The sequence below is a fragment of the Rhodoferax sp. genome (assembly GCF_018063565.1).
Lineage (GTDB): Bacteria > Pseudomonadota > Gammaproteobacteria > Burkholderiales > Burkholderiaceae_C > Rhodoferax.
Window position 1 is genome coordinate 1 of record NZ_JAGPBB010000019.1, and the last position, 25,896, is coordinate 25,896.

Annotated in this window: 18 protein-coding genes and 1 riboswitch; of the genes, 9 read left to right on the forward strand and 9 right to left on the reverse strand. The window is 60.4% G+C overall.

Going from position 1 to position 25,896, the window contains the following annotated elements; all coding sequences use genetic code 11:
* On the reverse strand, positions 1 to 1,207 hold a 1,207-nt coding region (locus KBF66_RS06540), incomplete at its 3' end, for a peptide chain release factor 3 (protein ID WP_296654353.1).
* A gap of 194 nt (positions 1,208 to 1,401) precedes the next feature.
* On the opposite strand from KBF66_RS06540, the gene KBF66_RS06545 reads away from it, so the two are divergent.
* The 4 genes from KBF66_RS06545 to malQ all read left to right on the forward strand — a co-directional run bounded on the left by KBF66_RS06545 (position 1,402) and on the right by malQ (position 7,416).
* Positions 1,402 to 3,054 carry an alpha-D-glucose phosphate-specific phosphoglucomutase gene (locus KBF66_RS06545; RefSeq protein ID WP_296654279.1) on the forward strand — a complete coding sequence of 551 codons (1,653 nt, stop codon included), beginning with the start codon at positions 1,402 to 1,404 and terminating at the stop codon, positions 3,052 to 3,054.
* Positions 3,055 to 3,120: 66 nt separating this feature from the next.
* Positions 3,121 to 4,392, forward strand: a complete 1,272-nt coding sequence (gene glgC / locus KBF66_RS06550; RefSeq protein ID WP_296654281.1) for a glucose-1-phosphate adenylyltransferase — start codon at positions 3,121 to 3,123, stop codon at positions 4,390 to 4,392.
* A gap of 19 nt (positions 4,393 to 4,411) precedes the next feature.
* Positions 4,412 to 5,878: a glycogen synthase GlgA gene (gene glgA, locus KBF66_RS06555; protein ID WP_296654283.1), complete on the forward strand. Its 1,467-nt coding sequence runs from the start codon at positions 4,412 to 4,414 to the stop codon at positions 5,876 to 5,878.
* A gap of 41 nt (positions 5,879 to 5,919) precedes the next feature.
* Positions 5,920 to 7,416, forward strand: a complete 1,497-nt coding sequence (gene malQ, locus KBF66_RS06560; protein ID WP_296654285.1) for a 4-alpha-glucanotransferase — start codon at positions 5,920 to 5,922, stop codon at positions 7,414 to 7,416.
* Positions 7,417 to 7,421: 5 nt separating this feature from the next.
* On the opposite strand, the gene glgX is transcribed toward malQ, so the two are convergent.
* Genes glgX through KBF66_RS06575 form a run of 3 tightly spaced genes read right to left on the reverse strand, consistent with a single transcriptional unit; the run spans position 7,422 to position 14,184 of the window.
* Positions 7,422 to 9,542, reverse strand: a complete 2,121-nt coding sequence (gene glgX / locus KBF66_RS06565) for a glycogen debranching protein GlgX (protein ID WP_296654288.1) — start codon at positions 9,540 to 9,542, stop codon at positions 7,422 to 7,424.
* Positions 9,530 to 11,707: a 1,4-alpha-glucan branching protein GlgB gene (gene glgB, locus KBF66_RS06570; protein WP_296654289.1), complete on the reverse strand. Its 2,178-nt coding sequence runs from the start codon at positions 11,705 to 11,707 to the stop codon at positions 9,530 to 9,532. The genes glgX and glgB overlap by 13 nt, the downstream gene beginning before the upstream one ends.
* Before the next feature lie 41 nt (positions 11,708 to 11,748).
* Positions 11,749 to 14,184 carry a glycogen/starch/alpha-glucan phosphorylase gene (locus tag KBF66_RS06575; protein ID WP_296654354.1) on the reverse strand — a complete coding sequence of 812 codons (2,436 nt, stop codon included), beginning with the start codon at positions 14,182 to 14,184 and terminating at the stop codon, positions 11,749 to 11,751.
* A 184-nt stretch (positions 14,185 to 14,368) separates the two neighbouring features.
* Positions 14,369 to 14,482, forward strand: a riboswitch (S-adenosyl-L-homocysteine riboswitch).
* 74 nt (positions 14,483 to 14,556) lie between these two features.
* On the opposite strand from KBF66_RS06575, the gene ahcY reads away from it, so the two are divergent.
* The 4 genes from ahcY to KBF66_RS06595 are packed head-to-tail and all read left to right on the forward strand — an operon-like array spanning position 14,557 to position 18,218.
* Entirely contained in the window at positions 14,557 to 16,008 is a 1,452-nt protein-coding gene (gene ahcY / locus KBF66_RS06580; protein WP_296654292.1) for an adenosylhomocysteinase, read from the forward strand.
* Positions 16,009 to 16,020: 12 nt separating this feature from the next.
* Positions 16,021 to 16,866 (forward strand): TlyA family RNA methyltransferase, encoded by an 846-nt coding sequence (locus tag KBF66_RS06585; RefSeq protein WP_296654295.1) that lies wholly within the window; start codon positions 16,021 to 16,023, stop codon positions 16,864 to 16,866.
* On the forward strand, positions 16,866 to 17,711 hold the full coding sequence (gene metF / locus KBF66_RS06590; RefSeq protein WP_296654297.1) for a methylenetetrahydrofolate reductase [NAD(P)H]: 846 nt from the start codon (positions 16,866 to 16,868) through the stop codon (positions 17,709 to 17,711). Before KBF66_RS06585 ends, metF begins: the two co-directional genes overlap by 1 nt.
* A 12-nt stretch (positions 17,712 to 17,723) precedes the next feature.
* Entirely contained in the window at positions 17,724 to 18,218 is a 495-nt protein-coding gene (locus KBF66_RS06595; RefSeq protein WP_296654299.1) for a cupin domain-containing protein, read from the forward strand.
* Between the two features lie 68 nt (positions 18,219 to 18,286).
* Here the strand turns inward: KBF66_RS06595 and KBF66_RS06600 are convergent, their stop codons facing one another.
* The 3 genes from KBF66_RS06600 to galE all read right to left on the reverse strand — a co-directional run bounded on the left by KBF66_RS06600 (position 18,287) and on the right by galE (position 22,001).
* Positions 18,287 to 19,762, reverse strand: coding sequence for a mannose-1-phosphate guanylyltransferase/mannose-6-phosphate isomerase (locus KBF66_RS06600; protein ID WP_296654301.1), 1,476 nt, complete (start codon positions 19,760 to 19,762; stop codon positions 18,287 to 18,289).
* A 69-nt stretch (positions 19,763 to 19,831) separates the two neighbouring features.
* On the reverse strand, positions 19,832 to 20,923 hold the full coding sequence (locus KBF66_RS06605) for an NDP-sugar synthase (RefSeq protein WP_296654357.1): 1,092 nt from the start codon (positions 20,921 to 20,923) through the stop codon (positions 19,832 to 19,834).
* 55 nt (positions 20,924 to 20,978) lie between these two features.
* Complete coding sequence (gene galE / locus KBF66_RS06610; RefSeq protein WP_296654302.1) at positions 20,979 to 22,001, reverse strand: UDP-glucose 4-epimerase GalE; 1,023 nt, start codon at positions 21,999 to 22,001, stop codon at positions 20,979 to 20,981.
* 128 nt (positions 22,002 to 22,129) lie between these two features.
* Here galE and KBF66_RS06615 point away from each other — a divergent pair, with 128 nt between their 5' ends.
* Positions 22,130 to 23,344 carry a M20 aminoacylase family protein gene (locus KBF66_RS06615; protein WP_296654305.1) on the forward strand — a complete coding sequence of 405 codons (1,215 nt, stop codon included), beginning with the start codon at positions 22,130 to 22,132 and terminating at the stop codon, positions 23,342 to 23,344.
* 65 nt (positions 23,345 to 23,409) lie between these two features.
* On the opposite strand, the gene KBF66_RS06620 is transcribed toward KBF66_RS06615, so the two are convergent.
* On the reverse strand, positions 23,410 to 24,258 hold the full coding sequence (locus tag KBF66_RS06620; protein ID WP_296654307.1) for an SIS domain-containing protein: 849 nt from the start codon (positions 24,256 to 24,258) through the stop codon (positions 23,410 to 23,412).
* 27 nt (positions 24,259 to 24,285) lie between these two features.
* Positions 24,286 to 25,740 (reverse strand): glucose-6-phosphate dehydrogenase, encoded by a 1,455-nt coding sequence (zwf, locus tag KBF66_RS06625; RefSeq protein ID WP_296654309.1) that lies wholly within the window; start codon positions 25,738 to 25,740, stop codon positions 24,286 to 24,288.
* Positions 25,741 to 25,896 lie beyond the last annotated feature (156 nt).

Sequence of the window (25,896 nt, forward strand, 5' to 3'; positions counted from 1 at the left end):
ACATCTCAGGGGCAAAGAACGGCAGGCCGGTAAACAGCAGGTTCACCGAGCCGTCGGTGATGGTGTCGCCCAATTGCACCCCGCCGTGGGTGGTAAAGCCCACAATGTCGCCGGCGTAGGCCTCTTCCACGGCTTCACGGCGTTGGCTCATGAAGGTTACCACGCTGGTCGGGCGCAGTTCTTTGCCGGTGCGCATCACCTTGAGCTTCATGCCCGGGCTGTATTTGCCGCTGGCCATGCGCACAAAGGCAATGCGGTCGCGGTGATTGGCATCCATATTGGCCTGCACCTTGAACACCACGCCACTGAAGGCGTCGTCTTCGGGCTGCACCTGCTTGATCACCGGCTGCTTGTTGACCACAAAACTGCTGGTGCGTGGGCCGGGCGAAGGGGCCAGGTCAATCAGCGCGTCGAGCACTTCCATCACACCAAAGTTGTTCACGCCTGAACCAAAAAACACCGGGGTTTGCTTGCCGGCCAAAAAGGCGTTGGCATCGAAGGTGGGTGAGGCACCGGTGGCGAGCTCCATGCTCTCGAACGCGGCATCAATCTCGAAACCAAAGCGTTGGGTCAGTGTCTCGGTGTCCGTGATGGGAATCGACTCAAAATCTTGCGGCCGGCGTTCACTGCCTGACTCAAACACCGTCATGGTGCGGCTGCGCAAATTGATGATGCCACCAAAGCTCTTGCCCTGGCCGACCGGCCAGGTCATGGGCACGCAGGGCATGCCAAGTTCGCGCTCGACCTCGTCGAGGATGTCGAGCGGGTCACGCACCTCGCGGTCCATCTTGTTGACAAAGGTGATGATCGGTGTGTCGCGCTGCCGGCAGACTTCAATCAGGCGTCGGGTCTGGCTTTCCACGCCGTTGGCCGCGTCGATCACCATCAGCGCCGAATCGACGGCGGTCAACACGCGGTAGGTGTCTTCAGAAAAGTCCTTGTGACCGGGGGTGTCAAGCAGGTTGATGACGTGGTCGCGATAGACCATTTGCATGACGCTCGATGCCACCGAGATACCGCGCTGCTTTTCGATCTCCATCCAGTCGCTCGTGGCGTGGCGCGTGGCTTTGCGCGCCTTGACGCTGCCGGCAATCTGGATGGCGCCCGAGAACAGCAACAGCTTTTCCGTCAACGTGGTTTTACCCGCGTCGGGGTGACTGATGATGGCAAAGGTGCGGCGGCGGCGGGTTTCAAAGGCGTAAGTCACAAAGGCGTCTTCGGTCTGGAAATGGGAGCGATCGCATCGTGCATGCACAGGAGGCTGCACGCGGCGCAAAGCGTCTTATTGAGCTAGGTCAATATTGGGGTAAGTAGGTATTTTAATGGCTCGAGATAACGGTTTCGACTTGCCAAATGGTGCTAAATTCAATCTCGTTCCAGCCTCTCATCGCCTCCCTCATCATGGCCATACAAACCATTCCCACACAAACATTTGCTGGACAACGTCCAGGCACCTCCGGCTTGCGAAAAAAAGTCACTGTTTTCAGGCAGCGGCACTATCTGGAGAACTTTGTTCAATCGCTATTTGATGTGCTGAACGCGCCAGATGCAGCGGGTGAGGCTCTGCATGGCAAAACCCTGGTTTTGGGTGGTGATGGCCGATACCACAATCGGGAAGCGGTGCAGACCATCCTGAAGATGGCTGCGGCCAATGGTGTGCAGCGGGTGCTGTTGGGGCAGGGCGGTATTCTGTCAACGCCTGCAGTCAGCGCGGTAATCCGCCGGCATCACGCGTTCGGCGGCATTGTGCTGTCGGCCAGCCACAACCCGGGTGGTGTCGATGGCGACTTTGGCATCAAATACAACGCCAGCAATGGCGGACCGGCCACCGAAACGCTGACCGAGGCTGTCTATGCCCGAACACAGGCTGTCACGCAGCTGCGTATTAGCGATGCAGCCGATCTGGCGATTGATGCGTTGGGCGTTCAGCAACTTGAGCACATGCAGGTGGAGGTGATTGATTCTGTGGCGGACTACCTCGCCGTGATGCGTGAGCTGTTTGACTTCGATCTGCTGCGCGGCATGTTTGCGCGCGGTTTTACCATGCGTGTGGACGCGATGAACGCCGTGGGCGGACCTTATGCCAAAGCCATTTTGGAGGGCGAGCTTGGGGCGCCGGCCGGTACGGTGGTCAACGCCACCCCACTGGAAGATTTTGGTGGCCTGCATCCCGACCCGAATCCGGTCAACGCCGAAGACCTGATCAGCCACATGATGGCGGCCGATGCGCCAGATTTTGGTGCCGCCATGGATGGTGATGCCGATCGCAACATGGTGCTGGGGCGCAATTTTGTGGTCACGCCGTCTGACAGTCTGGCCTTGTTGACGGCCCATGCCAAATTGATTCCGGGCTACAAGGCGGGTTTGCTGGGGGTGGCACGATCGATGCCAACGTCGGCTGCGGTTGACCGCGTCGCCCAGGCTTTGGGTATTGCGTGTTTTGAAACGCCCACGGGATGGAAGTTCTTTGGCAATCTGCTTGATGCCGGGCGAGTGACGCTGTGTGGCGAAGAAAGTTACGGCACCGGTTCCAGCCACGTGCGCGAGAAAGATGGCCTGTGGGCCATTTTGGCCTGGCTCAGCCTGCAAGGTGCGACTGGCCGTTCGGTGGAATCGCTGGTGCGAGAACACTGGCAAACCTATGGCCGCAACTATTACAGCCGCCATGATTACGAGGGTGTGGCGGTGGAGGCCGCCAACGCGTTGATGGCCGATTTGCGTGGGGCCTTGCCCGGTCTGATGGGGCAGGTATTCGGGTCGCGCAGCGTGACGCTGGCGGACGATTTTTCCTACCACGACCCCATCGATGGATCTGTGTCCAGAGCGCAAGGTGTGCGACTGATCTTTAACGACGGGGCGCGGGTGATCTTTCGTCTTTCCGGCACCGGTACCGAGGGCGCAACCCTGCGTGTCTATCTGGAACGCTATGAGCCTGATCCAATGCTGCAGGATGTGCCGGTGCAAACGGCCCTGGCCGAACTCGCGGGCATTGCAGAGCAAGTGGCCGGCATTGCGAGCCGAACCGGCATGAACGGCCCAAGCGTTGCAACCTGAGCGGTTGGACACAACAGCAAGCCCTGAGCCCATCCATTTCAAACTGCCAACGAGGAGAACACCGTCATGCATGTCATCGAAAAAACACCAACCACCCATCAACTGGTGCGGCACACCGTGGCGCTGGTGCTCGCGGGTGGCCGCGGTAGTCGGCTCAAGCAGCTGACCGATACCCGTGCCAAACCGGCCGTCTATTTTGGCGGCAAGTTCCGCATCATCGACTTTGCCTTGTCGAATTGCCTGAATTCAGGCATCCGGCGCATGGCGGTGGTGACACAGTACAAGTCGCACTCGCTGATGCGACATCTGCAACGTGGCTGGAGTTTCCTGCGCGCCGAACTCAATGAAATGGTGGATCTGCTGCCGGCGCAGCAACGCGCTGGCGAAGAGCATTGGTACCGCGGCACGGCCGACGCCATCTTTCAGAACATGGACATCATTCAGTCCAGTCACCCGCAGTACATCGTGATCCTGGCGGGTGACCACATTTACAAAATGGACTATTCGATCATGCTCAAGGACCACGCCGTGCATGGTGCTGGCTGTACCGTGGGTTGTATCGAGGTGCCACGCGCTGAGGCGAGCGCCTTTGGTGTCATGGCCATAGACGAGCAGCGCAACATCACCGCCTTTGTGGAAAAACCTGCCAATCCGCCAGCCATGCCGGGCAACGATGCCGTCTCGCTGGCGAGCATGGGCATTTACGTGTTCAATGCCGATTATTTGTACCAACTGCTCGAAGAAGACTTGGCCAACCCCGATTCCGAGCACGACTTTGGCAAAAACGTCATTCCACGGGCGGTGTCCGAGGGGCGGGCGCTGGCCCATCCGTTTGGCTTGTCGTGTGTGTCGCGCATCCCGGATGCTGAGCCCTATTGGCGTGATGTCGGCACGATTGATGCTTTCTGGTCCGCCAATCTTGACTTGGCATCCACCGTGCCTGAACTCGACATTTATGACACCGAATGGCCCATCTGGACCTATCAGCGCCAGTTGCCGCCTGCCAAATTTGTGCCCGACACCATTGGGCAGAACGGGGTGGCGGTGAACACGCTGGTGTCAGGCGGCTGCATCGTGTCGGGGTCTTACGTGGCGCATTCGGTGCTGTTTTCCGAGGTACGGATACATTCGTTCTGTCGCATCGAGGAGGCTGTGCTGTTGCCCGATGTCACCGTCAACCGGCATTGCCGCTTGTCCCGGGTGGTGGTCGATCGGGGTTGTGTGGTGCCCGAGGGGCTGGTGGTAGGTGAGGATCCGGTGCTGGATGCCCAGCGGTTTGAGCGGACCGAGACCGGCGTGGTGCTGATCACCCGCGAAATGCTGGAAAAATTGACTTGAGCCAGGAAATGGAACATTCATGAAAGTATTGCAGGTCAGCGCTGAGATATTCCCGCTGCTCAAGACCGGCGGGTTGGCCGACATTGCAGGTGCGTTGCCCGCTGCGTTGCAACGGGCCGGCTGTGACGCGCGTGTTTTGTTGCCAGGCTTCTCGCCCATCATGGCTGATCTGCAAAACAGCAGCTTGTTGACCGAACTGCACGCCCCTTGGGGTGAGCGGGTGGCCGTGCGTCTGGGTCTGTTGGCCAGTGTGGGTGTGATGGCGTATGTGATCGATGCGCCAGCGCTGTATTGGCGCCATGGCACACCTTATGAAGACGCACAGCGCAAACCCTACGCCGACAACTACCGGCGTTTTGCGCTGCTGGGCTGGGTCGGGGCACGGCTGGCCAACGGGCTTGACCACCAGTGGCAACCGCAAGTGGTGCACAGTCATGACTGGCATGCTGCATTGACCAGTGCGTACATGGCCTTTACTTCGGCACAGCAGATGTATGTGGCCAGTGTCTACACCGTGCACAACCTGGCCTACCAGGGCTTGTTTGCACCGCGGCACTTTTTTGAGCTGGGTCTGCCAGCGTCAGCCTTTTCAGTGGACGGGCTGGAGTTTCATGGTCAGTTGTCGTTTATGAAAGCGGGTCTGTTTTATGCAGACCACATCACAACGGTGAGTCCGACCTACGCCCGGGAGATACAAACCGCGGAGCAAGGTTGCGGGCTTGACGGGCTGCTGCGAGCGCGTTCACACGATCTCACGGGCGTGCTCAACGGTGTCGATGAGACGGTTTGGGATCCGGCCACCGATCCGGCCATTGCCTATGGATTTGACGCCGACAAACCGGCTGGAAAGGCACGTTGCAAAACGGTTTTGCAGCAGGAACTCGGGCTGACGGTGCAATCCGAGGCGCCTTTGTTTGGTGTGGTCAGTCGGCTGACCGAGCAAAAAGGCTTGCATCTGGTGCTGGCAGCGCTGGACGCATTGCTGGCAGAGGGCGGGCAATTGGTGTTGCTGGGTGCAGGGGACCCCACTCTGGAAGCCGCATTCCGGGAGCGTGCGGCGTCCAGACCGCAGTCAGTATCGGTGCATATTGGTTACGACGAGGCGTACGCGCACCGGATTTTTGCTGCCACCGACGTGACCTTGGTGCCGTCGCGTTTTGAGCCCTGCGGTCTGACGCAAATGTATGGTTTGCGCTATGGCAGTCTGCCCTTGGTGCACCATGTTGGCGGCCTGGCCGACACGGTGGTCGATTGCACACTGGAGGATCTGGCCGGAGAAACCGCCAACGGTTTTGTGTTTCACCATTTTGAGACCCCGAGCCTGTTGCGTGCCATACGTCGCGCGTTTGCCTTGTATGCACGCAAGGCCGAGTGGCGTGCCGTTCGCAGTCGGGCGATGCGACAGCCTTTGGGTTGGGGCAATGCGGCTGCCCGGTATGTTGAACTTTACCGTCAGGTTTGCCCTGGCAATGAAGGCTTTCTATGAGTGTTTCACTGGTTCGTCGGCTCGGAGGGTGTTGCTAACCCATGACACATCCTTTGTTGTTGCAGCGTCGAGCCGGGGTGGTGCTCCACCCGACTTCACTGCCCGGCCCACACGGGTCGGGTGACTTTGGCCCCGATGCCTACCGATTTGTCGACTGGCTGCAGTCGGCCGGGCAGACACTTTGGCAGACCTTGCCGCTCGGCCCGGTGGGACCAGGTTACTCGCCGTATATGGGCAGCTCAGCGTTTGCGGGCAATCCTGCGCTGGTGGCATTTGAGCCGATGCGCGAGCGCGGCTGGTTGACGGCCAGGAGTCTGCAAGCCAGCTTTGATCCGCTCAGGGTCGACTACCCGAGCGTGAGCGCATGGCGTTTGCAAAAGCTTCGGGAGGCATTTGCCGGTTTTGGCAAACGTGCCAAGGCGACGGAGAAAAATGCGCTGCACGCATGGGTGCAATCGCAGTTGTTGTGGCTGGATGACTACGCCTTGTTCATGGCGTTGGACACCCATTTCAGTGGAGCCATCTGGCCGGACTGGCCAACCGGGCTGGCCCGGCGGGCGCCTGAGGCAATGGCTCAGGCGCGTTCTGAGTTCGCGCACGAAATTGCATTCTGGTGTTTTGTTCAATGGCAGTTTGATGTTCAGTGGCAGGCCATTCGGACGTATGCGCACGACAGGCAGGTATTGGTGGTGGGGGATCTGCCCATTTTTGTCGCGCATCACAGTGCTGATTGTTGGGCACGGCCTGACCTGTATCTGCTCGACGACGCAGGTCATCCGAAAGTTGTGGCTGGCGTGCCCCCCGACTTTTTTTCCGAAACCGGCCAGCGGTGGGGGAACCCGCTGTACGACTGGGCCGCGATGAAGTCTGACGGCTATCGCTGGTGGATCGAGCGCATGCGTCGACAGTTAAGTTTGGCTGATATTGTCAGAATCGACCATTTCCGGGGTTTTGCCGACTACTGGGAAATTCCGGCCGACGAACCGACCGCTATCCACGGGCGCTGGCAAGCCGGCCCGGGTGATGATCTGTTTGTCGCATTGGCCAGTGCCATGGGCGAGCTGCCCATCATTGCCGAGGATCTGGGCATCATCACGCCGGAAGTGACGGCGCTGCGTTTGCGCGTCGGATTTCCGGGCATGAAAATCCTCCAGTTTGGCTTTTCGGGCGACGAAGGCCATGTGTTTCTGCCGCCCAACTATGAGCCTGGAACGGTGGTGTATACCGGCACGCACGACAACGACACGGTGCGCGGCTGGTGGGCCAGTTGTACCGAGCACGAGCGGTATTTTGCGGGACGATACCTCAACACCGGGGCGCAGGATGTGCATTGGGCCATGTTGGGTGCCACCAACCGGTCGGTGGCCGGTATCGCGCTGTGCCAGTTGCAGGATGCACTGGGGCTCGACGGCAGCCATCGTATGAATACACCTGGTTCAATGGGTTGTTGGACCTGGCGTTTCAGCTGGGACTGGTTTGACCCTTCGGTCAGCCAGAAAATGGCGCAACTAGCCCGCGAATCCAGTCGTTTGCCCTGATCGTCTTACCGCTGGAACTGCCGCACCGTCGCCTGCTGCAGCAGCACGATGCTGTGGGCCACCACCGGCACCGGCGTCGAACCGGCAGCGCGCCACACGGCCAGACCACGCGGATGGCTGGTGTCAAGCAAGGCCTGCCACTGTCCGCGCGGCAGAGAAAAGGTCTTCGGGCTGGCACCGCTGTTGATCAGCAACAGAACCGGCGAACGTGAACGACCGGGTTTGCCGATCAGGCACGCCAGGCTGCGATGCACCGGCTGATGCCACACATCGCCCTGCAAGGCCGTTCCGTCGGCGTTCCACCACGACAGATCGTAGTTGCCTTCGGCATCCGCCACGCCGCTGTACCACTGATTGGCGAAGGGGCGCAACTGGTGCCGCAAGGCGATCAGGTATTGGGTGAACGCCAGCAGGTCGGCATCATGTTCTTCCCAATTCAGCCAGGTGGTCGGGCCATCCTGGCAATACGGGTTGTTGTTGCCACCCTGGGTGTGCCCCATTTCGTCACCTGCACACAGCATGGGTGTACCTTGCGCGAGCAGCAGCGTGGTGAGCAGGGCACGTTGCAGGCGGCCTCGCATGCGGTTGACGGTGGGAGCCTCGGTTGGCCCCTCCGCACCGCAGTTGAAATTGAGGCTATTGCCCTGGCCGTCGCGGTTTTCTTCGCCATTGGCCAGGTTGTTGCGCTGGTTGTAGCTCAGCAGGTCGCGCAGCGTGAAGCCATCGTGGGATATCACATAGTTGAGTGATTCAGCAGGCGCGCGCCGGCGGAACTGGTACAAGTCAGACGAGCCACACAGACGCATGGCAAAGTCACCGCGCGTTCCGCCCTGTGCGGCAGACTGGGGCGCGGCAGCACTTTGCACCCAGAAGCGCCGCACGCTGTCGCGGAACTTGTCATTCCATTCCAGCCAACCCCGAGGAAATTGGCCCACCTGGTAACCTCCCGGGCCGATGTCCCAGGGTTCCGCAATCATCTTGACGCGGCACAAAACCGGGTCTTGCGCCACCGCAGCAAAAAATGCGGCTTGCTGCGAAAAACCTTGATCCGTGCGGCCGAGCACGGTCGCCAGATCAAAACGAAAGCCATCCACATGCATTTCGGTGACCCAATAGCGCAGGCTGTCCATCACCAGTTGCAGTACACGGGCTTGTTGCACGTCCAGCGTGTTGCCGCAACCGCTGTAGTTCTCATAACGACTGAGGTCGCCTGGCGTCAGTCGGTAGTAACTGGCGTTGTCAAGCCCGCGAAAACTGATGGTAGGACCTGATTGGTCTGCTTCAGCGGTGTGGTTGTAGACCACATCCAGAATCACCTCGATGTCCGCTGCGTGCAGGTCGCGCACCATGGTGCGGAACTCGTCGCGCGGCGACAAACCGTCAGTGCCGCTGCACAGTCGGGGGTTGACACAAAAAAAACCGATGGTGTTGTAGCCCCAGTAATTGCTCAGGCCCATGCCAACCAGGCGCTCCTCGCTCAGGCTGTAATGCACCGGCAACAGGTTCACGGCGGTGACGCCAAGTGCCTTCAGGTGACTGATGGATGCGCTGTGCCCCAGACCGGCGAAGGTGCCACGCAGTTCAGTTGGGACCAGCGGGTTACGCTTGGAGAAGCCCTTGACGTGGCACTCGTAGATGACCGACGCTGCCAGCGGGATGGATGGAGCGTGGTCGCGATCCCAGTCGAACTGGTCGTGCACCACCCGTGCCTTGAGTGCCAGACGGGCATTGTCGTGTGTTTCCAGGTGACGCGGGTGCTGCCGGTCGGGTGCAAAGTGCTCAGCCCGCCAAATGAACTCGCCCACAATGTCGCGCGCATAGGGGTCAAGCAGCAGTTTGGATGCGTCAAAACGGTGGCCACGATCCGGTCGCCACGGGCCATGGACCCGCAAGCCATAAACCGTGCCGGGTTTCGCGCTGGGCAAATAACCATGCCAGATGTCCCCGGTGCGGCCGGGCAGCCGCAGGCGTGCCAGTTCATGGTTGGCACTGCCGTCAAACACGCACAGGTCAACGGCCTGCGCATGGGCCGAGAACACGGCAAAGTTGGTGCCATGACCGTCAAAGTGGGCACCGAGCGGCCACGGGCAGCCCGTTTGTAATGCGGCAGCGCTCAGTTCGTCCATTCGATGAAGACGCTGGCCAGCGGTGGCAGGGTGATGCTGATCGAGTGGCTGCGCCCGTTCCAGGGCAGATCGGTGGCAGCGACCTGGCCGTCGATGGCGCGCACATGACTGCCGCCGTAACAATCAGAGTCGGTGTTGAGCAGCTCCCGGTAGCGGCCCGGTTGCGGCACACCCAGACGGTAGTCGTTCCAGACGCTGGGGGTAAAGTTACACACGATCAGGATGAAGCTCCCGTCGCTACCACGCCGCACAAAACTCAGGGTTGAACGCTGGGTGTCGTTGTGTTCGATCCACTCAAAACCGGCAGGCACAAAGTCCTGGCTGTACAGGGCCGGTGTGGCGCGGTAGACGCGATTGAGGTCGCGCACCAGACGCTGCACGCCGGCGTGCGCCGGTTGCTCCAGCAGATGCCAGTCGAGGCTCTGGTCATGGTTCCATTCACGCTCCTGGGCAAATTCGCAACCCATGAACAGCAGTTTTTTGCCCGGATGGCCAAACATGTAGCCCAGAAACACCCGCAGATTGGCCAGTTTTTGCCAGCGATCCCCTGGCATTTTGTTGAGCAGTGAACCTTTGCCGTGAACCACTTCATCGTGCGAGATCGGCAAGACAAAGTTTTCATTGAAGGCATACACCATGCTGAAGGTCAGCTCCCCTTGATGGTGTTGCCGGTAAATCGGGTCACGGGCCATATAGGTCAGGGTGTCGTGCATCCAGCCCATGTTCCACTTGTAGTGAAAACCCAAGCCGCCGGCAAAGGTCGGTCGCGAGACCGCCGGGTAAGCGGTGGACTCTTCGGCCAGCGTGATGGCCGATTCGCGTTCCACCCCCACCACTTCATTCATGCGCTTCAGAAAGGCAATGGCTTCAAGGTTCTCGCGGCCGCCATAGGCATTCGGGATCCACTCCCCCGCCTTGCGGCTGTAGTCTTTGTAGAGCATGGAGGCCACGGCATCCACACGCAAGCCATCCACGCCAAAACGTTCAAGCCAGTACAGTGCGTTGCCGACCAGAAAGTTGCGGACTTCGGTGCGACCGAGGTTGTAGATGAGCGTGTTCCAGTCGTTGTGGAAACCCTCGCGGGGGTCGGCATACTCGTAGAGCTTTGTGCCATCAAAATTGGCAAGCCCGTGGGCATCGGTGGGAAAGTGGGCTGGCACCCAATCCAGAATCAATCCGATGCCCGCAGCGTGACAGCGCTGCACCAGCCGGCCAAAACCCGCCGGGTCACCAAAGCGGGAGGTGGGCGCGTACAGGCCGATGGGCTGGTAGCCCCAGGAGCCGTCAAACGGGTGCTCGCTGACCGGCATCAGCTCGATGTGGGTAAAGCCCATCTCCTGCACATACGGGATCAAGGTGTCGGCCAACTCATCCCAGTTGAGCCACCGGTTGCCGTCCGCGGCGACACGGCGCCACGAGCCCAGGTGCACCTCGTAAATGCTGACCGGTGCCGTCAGCGCATTGGCCTGCTGGCGTTGTGTTGAAGAGGCCTGCAGCGGTGGCAGGGCGCCGACCACACTGGCCGTGGCCGGGCGTAACTCTGACTGAAGGGCATAGGGGTCGGCGTGTTGCGGCAGCACCTGTCCGTGGCGGCTGCGCAATTCAAATTTATAGCGTGCACCCTGGTGTACCCCTGGCAAAAAAAGCTCCCAGACACCGCACTCGCGGCGTAGCCGCATCGGATGGCGCCGTCCGTCCCACAGGTTGAAGTCACCTACCACACTGACTCGGGAGGCGTTGGGTGCCCACACGGCAAAGCGGGTGCCGACAACGCCCAGCATGGTGCTGATTTGTGCGCCCAGCACCTCGAATGGGCGCAAGTGGGTGCCCTCACCCAGTAGCCAGACGTCCATTTGACCCAGTACCAGCGGGAACCGGTAGGGATCATCCAGCGTGTCTTGCTGGCCGCTTTGCCAGCGCACCCGAAACTGATAGGCGGCCCCAGCAGCCAGGTCGACCACGCCTTCGTAAAACCCGTCGGAATGGATGCGTGTCAGTTCACCCAGTACCGTGGCGTCGGCCGACAGAACTTCGACCAGGCTGGCACCCGGCAAAAAGCAGCGGATGGACTGTTGCCCTGGGGCCACTTGATGAGGCCCCAGGCTTGCAAACGGGTCGCCATGGCTGGCCTGGCAAATGGATTCAATTTCAGAAGCATGCAGCATGACCGACCTAAGGGGTTGTAATTTATGCAAAACGTGCGCCCTCAGCGGCGGCTGACGGGCGCGACATGCCAGATCTGCCTGGCGTACTCACCGATGGTGCGGTCTGACGAAAACACACCCATGCCCGCCACGTTGGCAATGGCATGTTCGCACCACTGCGCCGGCTTGCGGTATAGCGCATCAACCTTGGCTTGTGCACCGATATAAGCCTCAAAGTCGGCCAACAGCATATAGTGGTCGCCACCCCAAAGCAGGGAGTCGACCAGCGGGCGATAGCGTCCCGGTTCATCCGGCGAAAAGCCGCCACCAGCGATTGCATCGAGCACGGATTTAAGGGCGGGAAGCTTCTCGTAATAGCGCATCGGCTGGTAACCACTGTGGCGCAAGGCTTTGACCTCGGGCGTCTTGAGCCCGAAGATAAAGATGTTGTCGTCACCCACGTTCTGGCGGATTTCGATATTGGCACCGTCGTCGGTGCCGATGGTCAGCGCACCATTGAGTGCCAGTTTCATGTTGCCAGTGCCGGAAGCCTCGGTTCCGGCGGTCGAGATCTGCTCGGACAAGTCAGCGCCAGGCATGATCACCTCGGCAACCGAGACCCCATAGTTGGGGATGAACACCACTTTGAGCTTGTCGCCGATACGGGGGTCGCGATTGATGATGTTGCCCACGTCGTGGATCAGATGGATGATCGACTTGGCTGAGACATAGCTTGACGCCGCCTTGCCGGCGAAGATCACGGTGCGAGGCACCCAATGCGCGTGCGGTTCCGCTAGGATGGCCTGATAGCGCCACACCACGTGCAACACATTGAGTAACTGGCGCTTGTATTCATGGATGCGTTTGACCTGCACGTCAAACAGGCTGTCGGGGCTGACGACGATACCGGTGGTGTGTTCGATCAATTTGGCCAGGCGCACCTTGTTGGCACGTTTGACCGCCATGAAGGATTGCTGGAACGTGGCGTCAGCCTTTTTGGCCTTCAGCTGCTGCAACTGATCCAGATCGAGCCGCCAGCCTTTGCCCAAGGTCTGGTCCAGCAAGCCGGCCAATCCCGGGTTGGCTTGCGCCAGCCAGCGCCTGGGAGTGACTCCGTTGGTCATGTTGGTGAAGCGCTCAGGCCACAGGGCGGCAAAGTCGGCAAAGATGGTTTCTACCAACAAGTCAGAGTGCAGCGCCGAGACGCCGTTGACCTTGTGGCTGCCCACAATGGAAAGATGGGCCATGCGCACCCTGCGCTCGCCCTGCTCGCCGATCAGTGACAGGCGTGCCAGGAACTGGTCATCACCCGGGCGCTTGGCTGCAGCAAACTCCAGAAATTCCTTGTTGATGCGAAAGATGATTTCCAGGTGACGTGGCAACACATGCTGCATCAGGCTCACCGGCCAGGTTTCCAGAGCCTCCGGCATGAGCGTGTGGTTGGTGTAGGAGAAAGTGGCACAGCACAGCTTCCAGGCGTCGGCCCAGGGCATGTCGTGCTCGTCGCACAAAATGCGCATCAACTCGGCCACACCAATCGCAGGGTGGGTGTCGTTGAGGTGAATGGCCACATGTTCCGCCAGATTGACCAGGCTGGGGTGTTCATCCAGATGACGCTTGATCAAATCCTGCATCGACGCCGCAACAAAGAAATACTCCTGCTTGAGTCGCAGTTCGCGTCCGGCGGGCGTGCTGTCGTTGGGGTACAACACCCACGAAATGTTCTCAAACTCGTTTTTGGCACTGGCGGCACGGTGATAGTCGCCCGTGTTGAACGCTCCCAGGTCGAAATGGGCAGGTGCCACTGCTTTCCACAGCCGCAGCGTGCTGACTTTTTGGGTCCCATGGCCAGGCACCACCATGTCGTAGGCCTTGGCCGCCACTTCACCTGAATTGCGCCAGAACGCCTGGCCATCCACATGTTCGACCCAGCCGCCGAACCGGACCGGGTAGGTGATGTCGGCACGCGGAAACTCCCACGGTGTGCCGTCGAGCAGCCACGGGTCGGGGTATTCCTGTTGTGAGCCACCCGCAATGTGCTGGGCAAACATGCCGTACTCATAGCGGATCCCGTAGCCCCACGAGGGCAGCCCCAATGTGGCCATCGAATCCAGAAAACAGGCCGCCAGCCGACCCAGGCCGCCGTTGCCCAAAGCCGCATCAGGTTCGTGGTCGGCAATGTCTTCGAGCTGCTGGGCGTGTTGCTTGACGCCGCGCGCCGCCTCTTCGGTCAGCTCCAGCGCGCCCAGCGCGTTGGACAGGGTGCGCCCCATCAGGAATTCCATCGACAGATACACCACCCGGCGCGCCTTGTTCTGGCGTTCCACGGCCTGGGTTTCAACCCATCGCTCCGAGAGTTGGGTACGTGCCATTTGAGAGACGGCCAGCATCAGGTCACTATGAGAGGCCTGGGCTGGGTCCACGCCGATGGTGTGCAGCAAATGGGCATCAATCAGTGCGCCGGATTCAGTGGGCAGGTGCTTGGTATTCAAGGGCATTCCTTTGGAAGGTGGGCGATGCGACGCAAAGATGGCGTATTTTGCACCCATGATTGCAGCGAACACGGCAAATAGTTACTGAATAGTTACAAAATCAGCACAGCGGCAACACGGGTGTCATCGAAACCCGGTACGCACGGGCGCGGGAGTCTGCATGGATGAGGGCTCTCGCCTATAATCCGCGGCTTCCGAGGAGCGTTGCAACCCGCATCCTGACCCGATAAGGTCAGGTGTCGCGTGAGGCTCGGAGCCCGCCCAAGCGCCCTGCTTGGGCGACTTTCAACGGCGCTCACCCACTGATTGTGTGCGGTGAGCCTCTTTTTTCAGCCGCCGCCACACAGTGTTGATTCAAACTTAACCACTGGAGTGAACATGGGCGCAGCATCCAAACCCGAAAATTTTACCGATTACCACATCGCCGACCTCAGTCTGGCGGATTGGGGGCGCAAAGAACTCAACATTGCCGAGACCGAAATGCCAGGCCTAATGGCCATCCGCAGTGAATTTGCCAAGGACCAGCCGCTCAAAGGCGCACGCATCACGGGCAGCCTGCACATGACGATCCAGACCGCCGTGCTGGTCGAAACCTTGCAAGCGCTGGGCGCGCAGGTGCGCTGGGCCTCGTGCAACATCTTCTCGACGCAAGACCATGCCGCTGCCGCCTTGGTGGCGCAGGGTACGCCGGTATTCGCCTACAAGGGTGAATCGCTCACCGACTACTGGGACTACACGCACCGTATCTTTGAATTTGGTGGCAAGAAAGGCAGCGCTGCTGAAGGTCCGAACATGATCCTGGACGACGGTGGCGACGCCACGCTGCTGATGCACCTGGGCAGCCGCGCCGAAAAAGACGCCAGTCTGCTTGACAACCCGGGCAGCGAAGAAGAAGTGTGCCTGTACGCTGCCATCAAGGCCAAACTTGCGGTGGACCCCACTTGGTACAGCCGCCGCCTGAAAAATATCATCGGTGTGACCGAAGAAACCACCACCGGCGTGCATCGCCTGAACGAGATGAGCAGCAAAGGCACGCTGATGATGCGCGCCATCAATGTCAACGACTCGGTGACCAAAAGCAAGTTCGATAACCTGTACGGCTGCCGCGAGAGTCTGGTGGACGCCATCAAGCGCGCCACCGACGTGATGGTGGCCGGCAAGGTGGCCTGCGTGGCGGGCTACGGCGATGTGGGCAAGGGCAGCGCCCAGGCCTTGCGCGCCCTCAGCGCCCAGGTGTGGGTGACCGAGATCGACCCGATCAACGCCTTGCAAGCCGCCATGGAAGGCTACAAGGTTGTGACCATGGAATACGCCGCTGACAAGTGCGACATCTTTGTGACGGCCACCGGCAACAAGAATGTGATCGCGTACGAGCACATGGCGGCCATGAAAGACCAGGCCATCGTCTGCAACATTGGCCACTTTGACAACGAGATCGACGTGGCCTCCTTGGCCAAATGCAAGTGGGAAGAGATCAAACCGCAGGTGGACCATGTGATCTTCCCGGCCAAAGGCAAGAAACCATCCAAGCGCATCATTTTGCTGGCCAAGGGCCGCCTGGTGAACCTGGGCTGCGGCACCGGCCACCCGAGTTTTGTGATGAGCTCCAGCTTTGCCAACCAGACGCTGGCGCAGATCGAGCTGTTCACCAAGCCCAAAGCCTACAAGTCCGGTCAGGTCTATGTGCTGCCCAAGCATCTGGACGAGAAAGTGGCGCGCCTGCACCTGATGAAGGTGGGGGCCATGCTCAGCACCCTGACGGCAGAACAGGCGGCCTACATCGGTGTGTCGGTGGACGGCCCCTATAAAGCCGACACCTACCGGTATTGAGCGCGAAAAGCAGTGCGCATTGACCAATTGCTGGTGCAGCGCCAGCTCGCCAGCACGCGATCGCAGGCGCAGCGCCTGATCGCGGCGGGCGTGCAGTGGCTGCAGGGTGAGGCATGGCGCCGCGTCGCGAAAAACGGCGACGAGGTGCCCGCAGATGCGCAGGTTCGTCTGCTCGACAACGCCGAGGCGCGATATGTGTCACGTGGCGGGCTCAAACTGGAAGCCGCGTTGAGGCAGTTGGGCCTCAATCCGGCTGGCTGGCAGTGTCTGGATGTGGGGCAAAGCACCGGTGGATTTACCGACTGCCTGCTGCAACATGGCGCATCGCTGGTGGTTGGCGTCGACGTGGGCAGTGCCCAGTTGCACCCGAGCCTGCGGGCCGATCCGCGCGTACTGTGCGTTGAAGGGTGTAACGCCCGCACCTTAAACGCCTCTGATTTAGTAGCTGCTTACCAAGACAGAATAAGCGCTACAGGTCAATTTGATCTTGAAAACGAGGCGAGTAGCGCCGGAACAGCCGAAGACGATTTTGTACCCGAGTTTGAGCTGATTGTGGCCGACCTGTCGTTCATCTCGCAAACCCTGGTGCTGCCTGCCTTGCTGCCCTTGCTCAGGCCAGGTGGTACCTTGCTGACGCTGGTCAAGCCACAGTTTGAGCTGCAACCCGGCCAGGTCGGCAAAGGTGGCATCGTCAAGGATGTGGCGCTCTATGCGGTGGTCGAGCAGCGCCTGCGCCAGGCCTGTGCCGGGCTGGGGTTGCGGGTGACCCACTGGCTGGATTCACCCATCGCGGGTGGTGATGGCAACCGCGAGTTTTTTATCACGGCGAACAAACCCCGGATACCGGAGAGTGAATGATGGACCCAAAACCTTTTCCCCTGAGCGTCGAGTTTTTTCCACCCAAGACCCCGGAGGGTGCGGCCAAGCTGCGCTTGGTACGCCAGCAACTGTATGCCCTGAAGCCGGAGTTCTGTTCCGTGACCTTTGGTGCTGGAGGCTCGACGCAGGAGGGCACCTTCAGTACGGTGCGCGACATTCTGGCCGATGGTGTGACGGCAGCGTCGCACTTTTCATGCGTTGGAGCCACTCACCAGCGGGTGCGAGAGCAGCTTGCCACGCTCAAGGCCATGGGGGTGAAGCGGCTGGTGGCGCTGCGCGGGGATTTGCCCAGCGGTTACGGTGCCGGGGGTGAGTTTCAGCACGCCAGCGACCTGGTGGCCTTTGTTCGTGCCGAGACCGGTGATGATTTCCACATCGAAGTGGCGGCTTACCCCGAGATTCACCCACAGGCCCGATCGGCTGACAGCGACATCAAAGCCTTTGTCACCAAGGTGCGGGCAGGGGCCAACTCGGCCATCACCCAGTATTTTTACAACGCCGATGCTTATTTCAGTTTTGTTGAAGACGCCCACGCGATGGGTGTGACGGTGCCGGTGATTCCGGGCATCATGCCCATTGTCAGCTCGACGCAATTGATGCGATTCAGCGATGCCTGCGGTGCCGAGATCCCGCGCTGGATCCGGCTGCGGCTGCAGGGCTTTGGCGACGACAGTGCCTCCATCAAGGCGTTTGGGCTGGATGTGGTGACACGTTTGTGTGAGCAACTGCGCAGCGGTGGTGCGCCGGGCCTGCACTTTTACAGCCTGAACCAGAGCGCTGCCACGCTGCAGATTTGCCAGCGGCTGGGGCTGGGTGGCCTCTGAAGTGCGTGCGCCATGCAGCCCCGTGCGCGCGAACTGATCGACACCCTGCAACTGCAGCCGCATCCCGAGGGCGGCTGGTATGCCGAAGTGTTTCGCTCAGCCGAGTGGGTACAGCCGCAGGACGCGCGCCCTTTGCGCTGCGCCATGACCAGCATTTACTTTCTGCTTGAGGCCCACCAGCATTCGAGCTGGCACCGGGTGCGCTCGGACGAGGTGTGGGTGCATCTGGAGGGGGACGCACTGCATTTGTGGCACTGGAACGGAAGGGGCGAAACCGCCACCTGCATGCTGTTGGGGCCGGTGGAGGTCGATCGGGCGCAGCGCCCGCAACACACCATCGCTGCCGGCCACTGGCAGGCCGCACGACCGGTCAGCCTTGCCTTGACGTCGTCAAAAGGCTACTCACTGGTGGCGTGCATGGTAGGGCCAGGGTTTGACTTTGCGGATTTCACCCTGTTGCAAGAGGCAAGCCCTGAGGCCGGGTACTTGAACAAGATAAGCCTCTAGCCCAATATATATCTAGGTTTTAAGCTACAAAAATAACAGTGAATGCTGCCGTTTCGCCAGGCTTCGTTTCAGCGCCCGTAAACATCCTCAAACCGCACAATGTCATCCTCACCCAGATAGCTGCCCGACTGCACCTCAATCATCTCCAGCGCCACACGCCCCGGGTTCTCCAGCCGGTGCGTGGTGCCCAGCGGGATAAAGGTCGACTGGTTCTCTGACAGCAAAAACGTCTCGTCGCCCTTGGTGACCTTGGCCGTGCCGCTGACCACAATCCAGTGCTCGGCACGGTGGTGGTGCATCTGCAGGCTCAAGGTGCCCCCGGGCTTGACCACAATACGTTTGACCTGAAAGCGCTCACCCGCATCCACCCCGTCGTACCAGCCCCAGGGCCTAAACACCTTGCGGTGAATGCTGCCCTCAGCACGCTTCTGACTTTTGAGCCGGTCCACAATTTTCTTGACGTCCTGCGTCTTGTCCTTGTGCGACACCAGAATGGCGTCGGCCGTCTCCACCACCACCAGGTCGCTCACCCCGACACAGGCCACCAGCCGGCCTTCGGACAGGGCCAGCGTGTTGGCACAGTCCTGCAGCAGCACATCACCCTGCGCCACATTGCCGTGGTCATCTTTGGGCAGCACCTGCCACAGCGCGTCCCAGGCACCCACATCGGACCAGCCCGCATCCAGAGGCAGCACCACACCGGGGGGCAGGGCACCCGCATGGCTGGCCCCTTGTGTCTGTGCCGCAATACGTTCCATCACTGCGTAATCGATCGAGTCACTCGGACAGGCAGCAAAGGCGTCACGTCCCACACGCACAAACTCGCCGTCGGTCTTGCCCGCATCCCAGGCACTCTGGCAGGCCGCCAGAATGTCGGCGCGGCAATTGCCCAGAGCGGCCAGCCAGACGCTGGCGCGCATCATGAACAGGCCACTGTTCCAACCATAGTTGCCCTCGGCCAGGTAGCCTTGTGCGGTGGCCAGATCGGGTTTTTCAACAAAGCGGGCAATGGTCCTGGCCGATGCGTCCGCCGCTGCGTCATAGAGTTCACCGGCCTGGATGTAGCCGTAACCGGTCTCGGGCAGATCGGGCGTGATGCCAAAGGTGACTACCGCGCCATTGGCGGCCAGAGCCGCTCCGCGGCTCACCACATCCTGAAACGCCGCAGTTTGCGTGATCACATGGTCAGCTGGCATCACCAGCAGCACCGGATCTGCTGCGTTTTGCAGAGCTGCCAGTGCAGCCAGGGTAAGCGCTGGGGCGGTATTTCTGCCAAAAGGCTCAAGCACCACGGTGCCCTCGGTGCCGAGCAGGCGCAACTGCTCGGCAATGACAAAGCGGTACTCTTCGTTGCATACCACCATCGGTGCGGTCAGCGTCACACCGGGTGTGCCCATCACTCGGCGCACCGTGGCCTGCAACAGCGAGTCGTCGCCCACCAGGCTGAGCAGTTGTTTGGGGTATTTCTCGCGTGACAGTGGCCACAGACGGGTGCCGGAGCCGCCGGACAGGACGACGGGCTGGATCAGGATGGGAGTGGTCATGCTGAAAATAAGGAAAGAGCGGGAAAAAACAGTGCCGGCCACCGGTCGGCGCCAGCACGGTCAAAAGTCTCAGGCGCGCGAGTCACCCCAGCGCAGTTGGGCTGTCTCGTCACCCCGGTACAGGGCGTCACCGGCGTGATCAACGCAATAGGTGGGTGAAACGATCATGTCCTTGAACTGCATGTCGGCGGCAATCCGGGTGTACTCAAACAGGATGCTGCGAATCACCCGTGCGCCAGAGCGGATGTGGCAGCCATGCCCAATCCAGCTCGGGCCAATGATGCTGGCACCGGGCTCGACCCGCACACTTGAGCCAAGGTAGACCGGCCCCTCGATGGTGACCTGATCCCAGGGGATGTTGGTGTTGAGTCCAACCCAGATGCCGGGCCGGATCTCGCGCCCCGGCATGTTCATTTGCGCCACTTCACCGCGCAGCACCCGTTGCAACACCGCCCAGTAGTCACTGACCCGGCCGATGTCGATCCAGTTGAAGAATCGTTTTTGGGCAAAAAATGGCAGCTTGTTTTCCACCAGCTGCGGGAACAGCTGCGAGCCAATGTCGTACACCTTGCCCGGCGGAATGAGCTTGAGCACTTCGGGCTCGAAGATATAAATGCCGGTACTGGCCAGCGTCGACCGGGCTTCAGCCGGTTTGGGCTTTTCCTGAAACGACTGGATCTGGCCTTGATCGTCGGCGACCACGATGCCGTAACTTTGCACATCGGCCAGCGGTACATCCAGCGCCACCACACTCGCAATGGCACCTTTGGTCTTGTGCTCATGCAGGGCCGCGCCGATATCGAGGTCGATCAGCGCATCACCACACAACACCAGCGTGGTTTCGTCAAAAAAACCGCTGAAGTCCTGGATGCGGCGCATACCACCGGCCGAACCAAATGGCTTGGGCACGATCTCGCCCTGTTCGCGCACCCCTTCGTAGGCATAGCCAATCTGCACACCCCAGCGGTGACCGTCACCGAAATACTGCTCGATCTTGTGGTGGTTGAACGCCACGTTCACCATGATCTCGGTGATGCCGTAGCTGGCCAGATGCTCGATCAGGTACTCCATCACCGGCTTGCCCAGAATCGGGATCATCGGCTTGGGAAGGTCCTTGGTCAAAGGCCGCACCCGTGTGCCTTGGCCGGCCGCCAGAATCATGCCTTTAGCCATGCGGTGCTCCGTGTTGTTGTGTCATCTTCACTCCCCCTGTCCATCATGTCAGGTCCGTACTATAGCCGTTGGGGTTGCCGCTTTGCCAGCGCCAGCTGTCCTCACACATGGTTTTCAGGTTGCGCAGTGCCCGCCAGCCAAGCATCTGGTGCGCCAGCGCTGGGTCGGCATAGCAGGCGGCCACATCACCGGCACGCCGAGGCGAAATTTTGTATGCGATCAGTCTGCCGCTGGCCTGCTCGAAGGCGCGCACCATGTCGAGCACACTGTAGCCGGTACCGGTGCCCAGATTGACTGCAAAGCTGCAAGCGGGGTCTTTCTGCAAGGTGTTGAGTGCTGCCAGGTGCCCAAGCGCCAGATCCACCACATGGATGTAATCGCGCACGCCGGTACCGTCGGGCGTGGCGTAATCAGCACCCCAGACGTTGAGAAAGGCGCGTCGCCCCACCGCCACCTGCGCCACAAAGGGCAGCAGGTTGTTGGGCACACCCTGTGGGTCTTCTCCGATCAGACCACTGGCGTGGGCGCCCACCGGATTGAAATAACGCAGAATGCCAACCCGCCAGGCCGGATCACTGGCGCAGAGGTCGCGCAGCATGTTTTCAATCACCAGCTTGGTCTGGCCGTAGGGGTTGGTGGCTGACAGCGGGTGGTCTTCGGTCAGCGGCAGGCGCTGCGGGTCACCGTACACCGTGGCCGAGGAGCTGAAAACCAGGGTTTTCACGCCACAGGTTTGCATGGCCTGCAGCAACTTGACTGTGCCCAGCACATTGTTGTCGTAGTACTTGAGCGGTTCAGCCACCGACTCGCCCACGGCTTTAAGCCCGGCAAAGTGGATCACTGCGCTGGGTTGACTGCGTTGCAGCGCCGCCGCCAGTGCGGCCTGATCCCGAATGTCGCCTTCGATCAACTGAATTTTCTTGCCGGTGATGCGTTCGACCCGCGTCAGCGATTCGGGCTGGCTGTTGCAGAAATTGTCGAACACGGTCACGTCGTGACCCGCGTTGAGCAGTTCAACGCAGGTGTGCGAGCCGATGTAGCCGGCACCGCCGGTGATAAAGATCATAGGATGGGCCTGTTGGCAGAGGGTGAGCCGAAGTTTAAGCGTAGTCGCTTGCACCAAAATTGCCGCGGCTTGCGCTACGCTATGGGCTTTGCCACCGCCATGCTGGTCTGGCGGCACTGGAGTTGACAATGGGCTTGATGGTTCATGGCCGTGCCTTTGCGCACATTGCGGCGTTTCATCCCGAAATCACCGCGCTGCGGCGCGACCTGCATGCGCATCCCGAGTTGGGATTTGAAGAGCGGTATACCGCGGCGCGGGTGAAACAGGCCCTCGAAGTGTGTGGCGTCGACGAAATTCACACCGGTCTTGGCAAAACCGGTGTGGTGGCGCTGATCAAGGGCCAAGCGCAAGCCAGCGGCAAAATGATCGGGCTGCGGGCCGACATGGATGCGCTGCCCATGACCGAGCACAACCAGTTTGCCTGGAAGTCGCAAACACCAGGTCTCATGCACGGCTGTGGTCACGACGGGCACACCGCCATGCTGGTGGGTGCCGCACGTTACCTGGCTGAAACCCGCAACTTTGACGGCACGGCCGTGCTGATCTTCCAGCCGGGCGAAGAGGGTTTTGCCGGCGCGCAGGCGATGATTGACGATGGCTTGTTCGAGCGTTTTCCGGTGCAGTCGGTGTATGGCATGCACAACTGGCCGGCCATGCGACCCGGCACCATTGGGCTGAATTCAGGGCCGATGATGGCCGCAGCCGACCATATCCGCATCGACATCACCGGCCAGGGCGGCCATGGTGCCCATGCCTACCAGACGGTTGACCCGGTGCTGGTGGCCGGGCACATCATCACCGCCGTGCAAAGCATTGTGTCGCGCAACGTCAAGCCGGTCGACAGCGCAGTGATCAGTCTGTGCGGCTTGCAGGCAGGAGACCTGTCCGCCATGAGTGTCATTCCCGGCAGCGCCACTTTGGTCGGTACGGTGCGCACCTTCAGCCCCACAGTGCAGTCACTGGTGGAGCGGCGACTCAACGCGTTATGCAGCGCCATCGCCCAGGGTTTTGGCGCGACGGCCATGGTGACCTACACGCGCATGTACCCGGCCACCATCAATACCGCGGCTGAGGCGCTGCTTGCCGGCGATGTGGCTGAGCGCCTGGTGGGGGCTGCCAACGTGGTGCGCGACCTCGAACCCAGCATGGGCGCCGAAGATTTTTCTTTCATGTTGCGGGTTAAACCCGGGGCTTACATGCGACTGGGCCAGGGAAGTGAAAACGGACTGGGTAGCTGCCATTTGCACAACAGCCTGTATGACTTTAACGACGAGGTGCTGCCGCTGGGTGCTGCGCTGCACGCCAGTCTGGCCGAGCACCTGATGCCAATGCAAGGTGCATGATTGCTACTGATAAAAGTGCAATCAAATGAATCCAGATATGCGCTGGAAGGTCAAAACATCAAGAATCAGGTGTAACGTTTGTTGCGCAGGTTGTTTTTCATCTCACGCAGCAAGGGTTGCAGTTTCTCGCTGCCAATGCGCAGCGCCACACAGGTCGCGACGATGTCGACGATCATCAGATGCAGCAGGCGCGACACCATCGGGCTGTAACGCTCGTAACCCTCGGGGTGGTCGGCGGCCAGGTGGATGTCGCCCGCCGAGGCCAGCGGCGAACCGCTGGCGGTGATCACCACGGTGGTGGCACCGTTTTTTCGCGCAATGTCACACGAGTCCATCAGGTCACGCGTACGCCCCGAGTTGCTTATCACAATCACGCAGTCACCCGCTTGCAGCAAAGAAGCGCTCATCACCTGCATATGGCCATCGCTATAAGCCACGCCATTGATCCCCAGTCTGAAGAACTTGTGTTGCGCGTCCTGCGCAACCACGCCTGAGTTGCCGACGCCAAAAAATTCGATGCGACGCCCGGCATGGTAAGCCGCGGTGAGGGCCGTTACCGCTTTGTCAATGGCGCTGGCCGAGGCCTCGTTGCGGTATTTGAGAAACGCCGCCACCGTGTTGTCGATCACCTTGACCATGATGTCGCTGGTCTTGTCGTCCACGTCCACGCTGCGGTGGATGAAGGGCACGCCCTCGCTTACAGTGCCAGCCAGCTTGAGCTTGAAGTCTGACAGTCCGTCGTAACCCACACTGCGGCAAAAGCGCACCACGGTGGGCTTGCTGACGTGGGCACGGTCAGCCAACTCGCTGACCGGCATCAATGCAAACGAGCGCGGGTCACTCAGCACGAGTTTGCCCACCCGCTGCTCCGCCGGAGCCAGTGAGGGCAGGGAAGCTTTGATTCGGTCAAGCATGGCGGTCGCTCCGAAAATGGGTCGGTTTCATGCTTCTTCGCTCCAGCAAAAACCATCCCGCGCAATCATGGCGCTGGTGGCACTCGGCCCCCAACTGCCCGACGCATAGGGCCGCGGCCCCTGCGGGTCGGCGCCCCAATGCTTCAAAATGGGTTCGACCCAGCGCCAGGCTTCGATCTGCTCGTCGCTGCGCACGAACAGGTTGAGTCGGCCGTCAATCACGTCCAGCAGCAGGCGCTCGTAAGCACCGACCCGCTCGGCACCAAAGCGTTTGTCAAAATCCAGGTCCAGTTGCACTGGTGCCAGAATGCTGGAGTGCTGGCGTTTGTCCTGGGCCTGGGCCAGCAGATGCAGCTCCAGCCCGTCTTTGGGCTGCAGGTTGATGATCAGGCGGTTGGCCATGCCAATCTGGGAGTTGAAAATGGCGTGCGGTGTGGGCCGGAAGTTCACCACGATACGCGCATCACGCCCGGCCAGGCGTTTGCCGGTGCGGATGTAAAACGGCACGCCGGCCCAGCGCCAGTTGGAAATCTCGGTGCGCAGCGCGACAAAGGTTTCGGTGCGGCTGTCGGGACTCACGCCGAGTTCTTCGCGATACCCCGGCACAGCCTGACCGTTGATCGAGCCCGCGGCGTACTGGCCACGGATGACATCCTGTGCCAGCGACTCCGGCGTCCAGGGCTTGAGCGAACGCAGCACCTTGAGCTTTTCGTCGCGGATGGCGTCGGCGTGCGAGTTGATGGGCGGCTCCATGCCGATGGCGCACAGCAGTTGCAAGGCGTGGTTTTGCACCATGTCGCGCAACGCGCCGGTGGTTTCGTAAAACGCGCCGCGTTTCTCCACACCCAGCTCTTCGGCCATGGTGATCTGGATGTTGGCAATGTGCTCGCGTCGCCACAGTGGCTCAAACAACGCGTTGCCAAAACGCAGCGCAAACAGGTTTTGCACCGAGGGCTTGCCCAGGTAGTGGTCGATGCGGTAGATCTGGTGCTCGGTAAACACCTGACCCACCGCCTGGTTGATGGCGCGGTTGCTGGCAAGGTCGTGGCCCAGCGGCTTTTCCAGCACCACGCGGGTGTGCTGCGTGTTCAGGCCAGCAGCGGCGAGCTGCTCACAAATGGTGGTGAACAGGCTCGGGGCGGTGGCCAGGTACATCACCACGGTGTCGACCTGACGCTGCGCCAGTTTGTCACGCAGGTAGACATAATGGTCCGGCTTGGAGAGGTCCATGCGGACAAATTCAAGCAACTGGCAAAAGCGGGCAAATTCGTCTGGCGTCGGGCGCTTGGCCAGATCCACCTGGGCGAAACGGCCATGAATCAGCTCACGGTACTGTTCGTCACTCAGGTCGTCGCGTCCCACGCCAATGATGCGTGCACCTTGCGGCAGGGTGCCGTGTTTGAAGGCCTGGAACAAGGCGGGCATCAGTTTGCGCCAGGTCAGGTCGCCGGTGCCGCCAAATAGGACAAGATCAAAACTCATGGGTGAAGGTGACGGAGGTTAAAACGGGCGTAACTGTAACTTAGTTTCACAATTGTGTGTAATCTGTGTAACTTTCTGACTGTTCAGTCAAAAAGTTGGCGTTTCCCCGGTGTTTTGAGGCGTGATTTCGCAGTACAGTCATATCACTGACATATT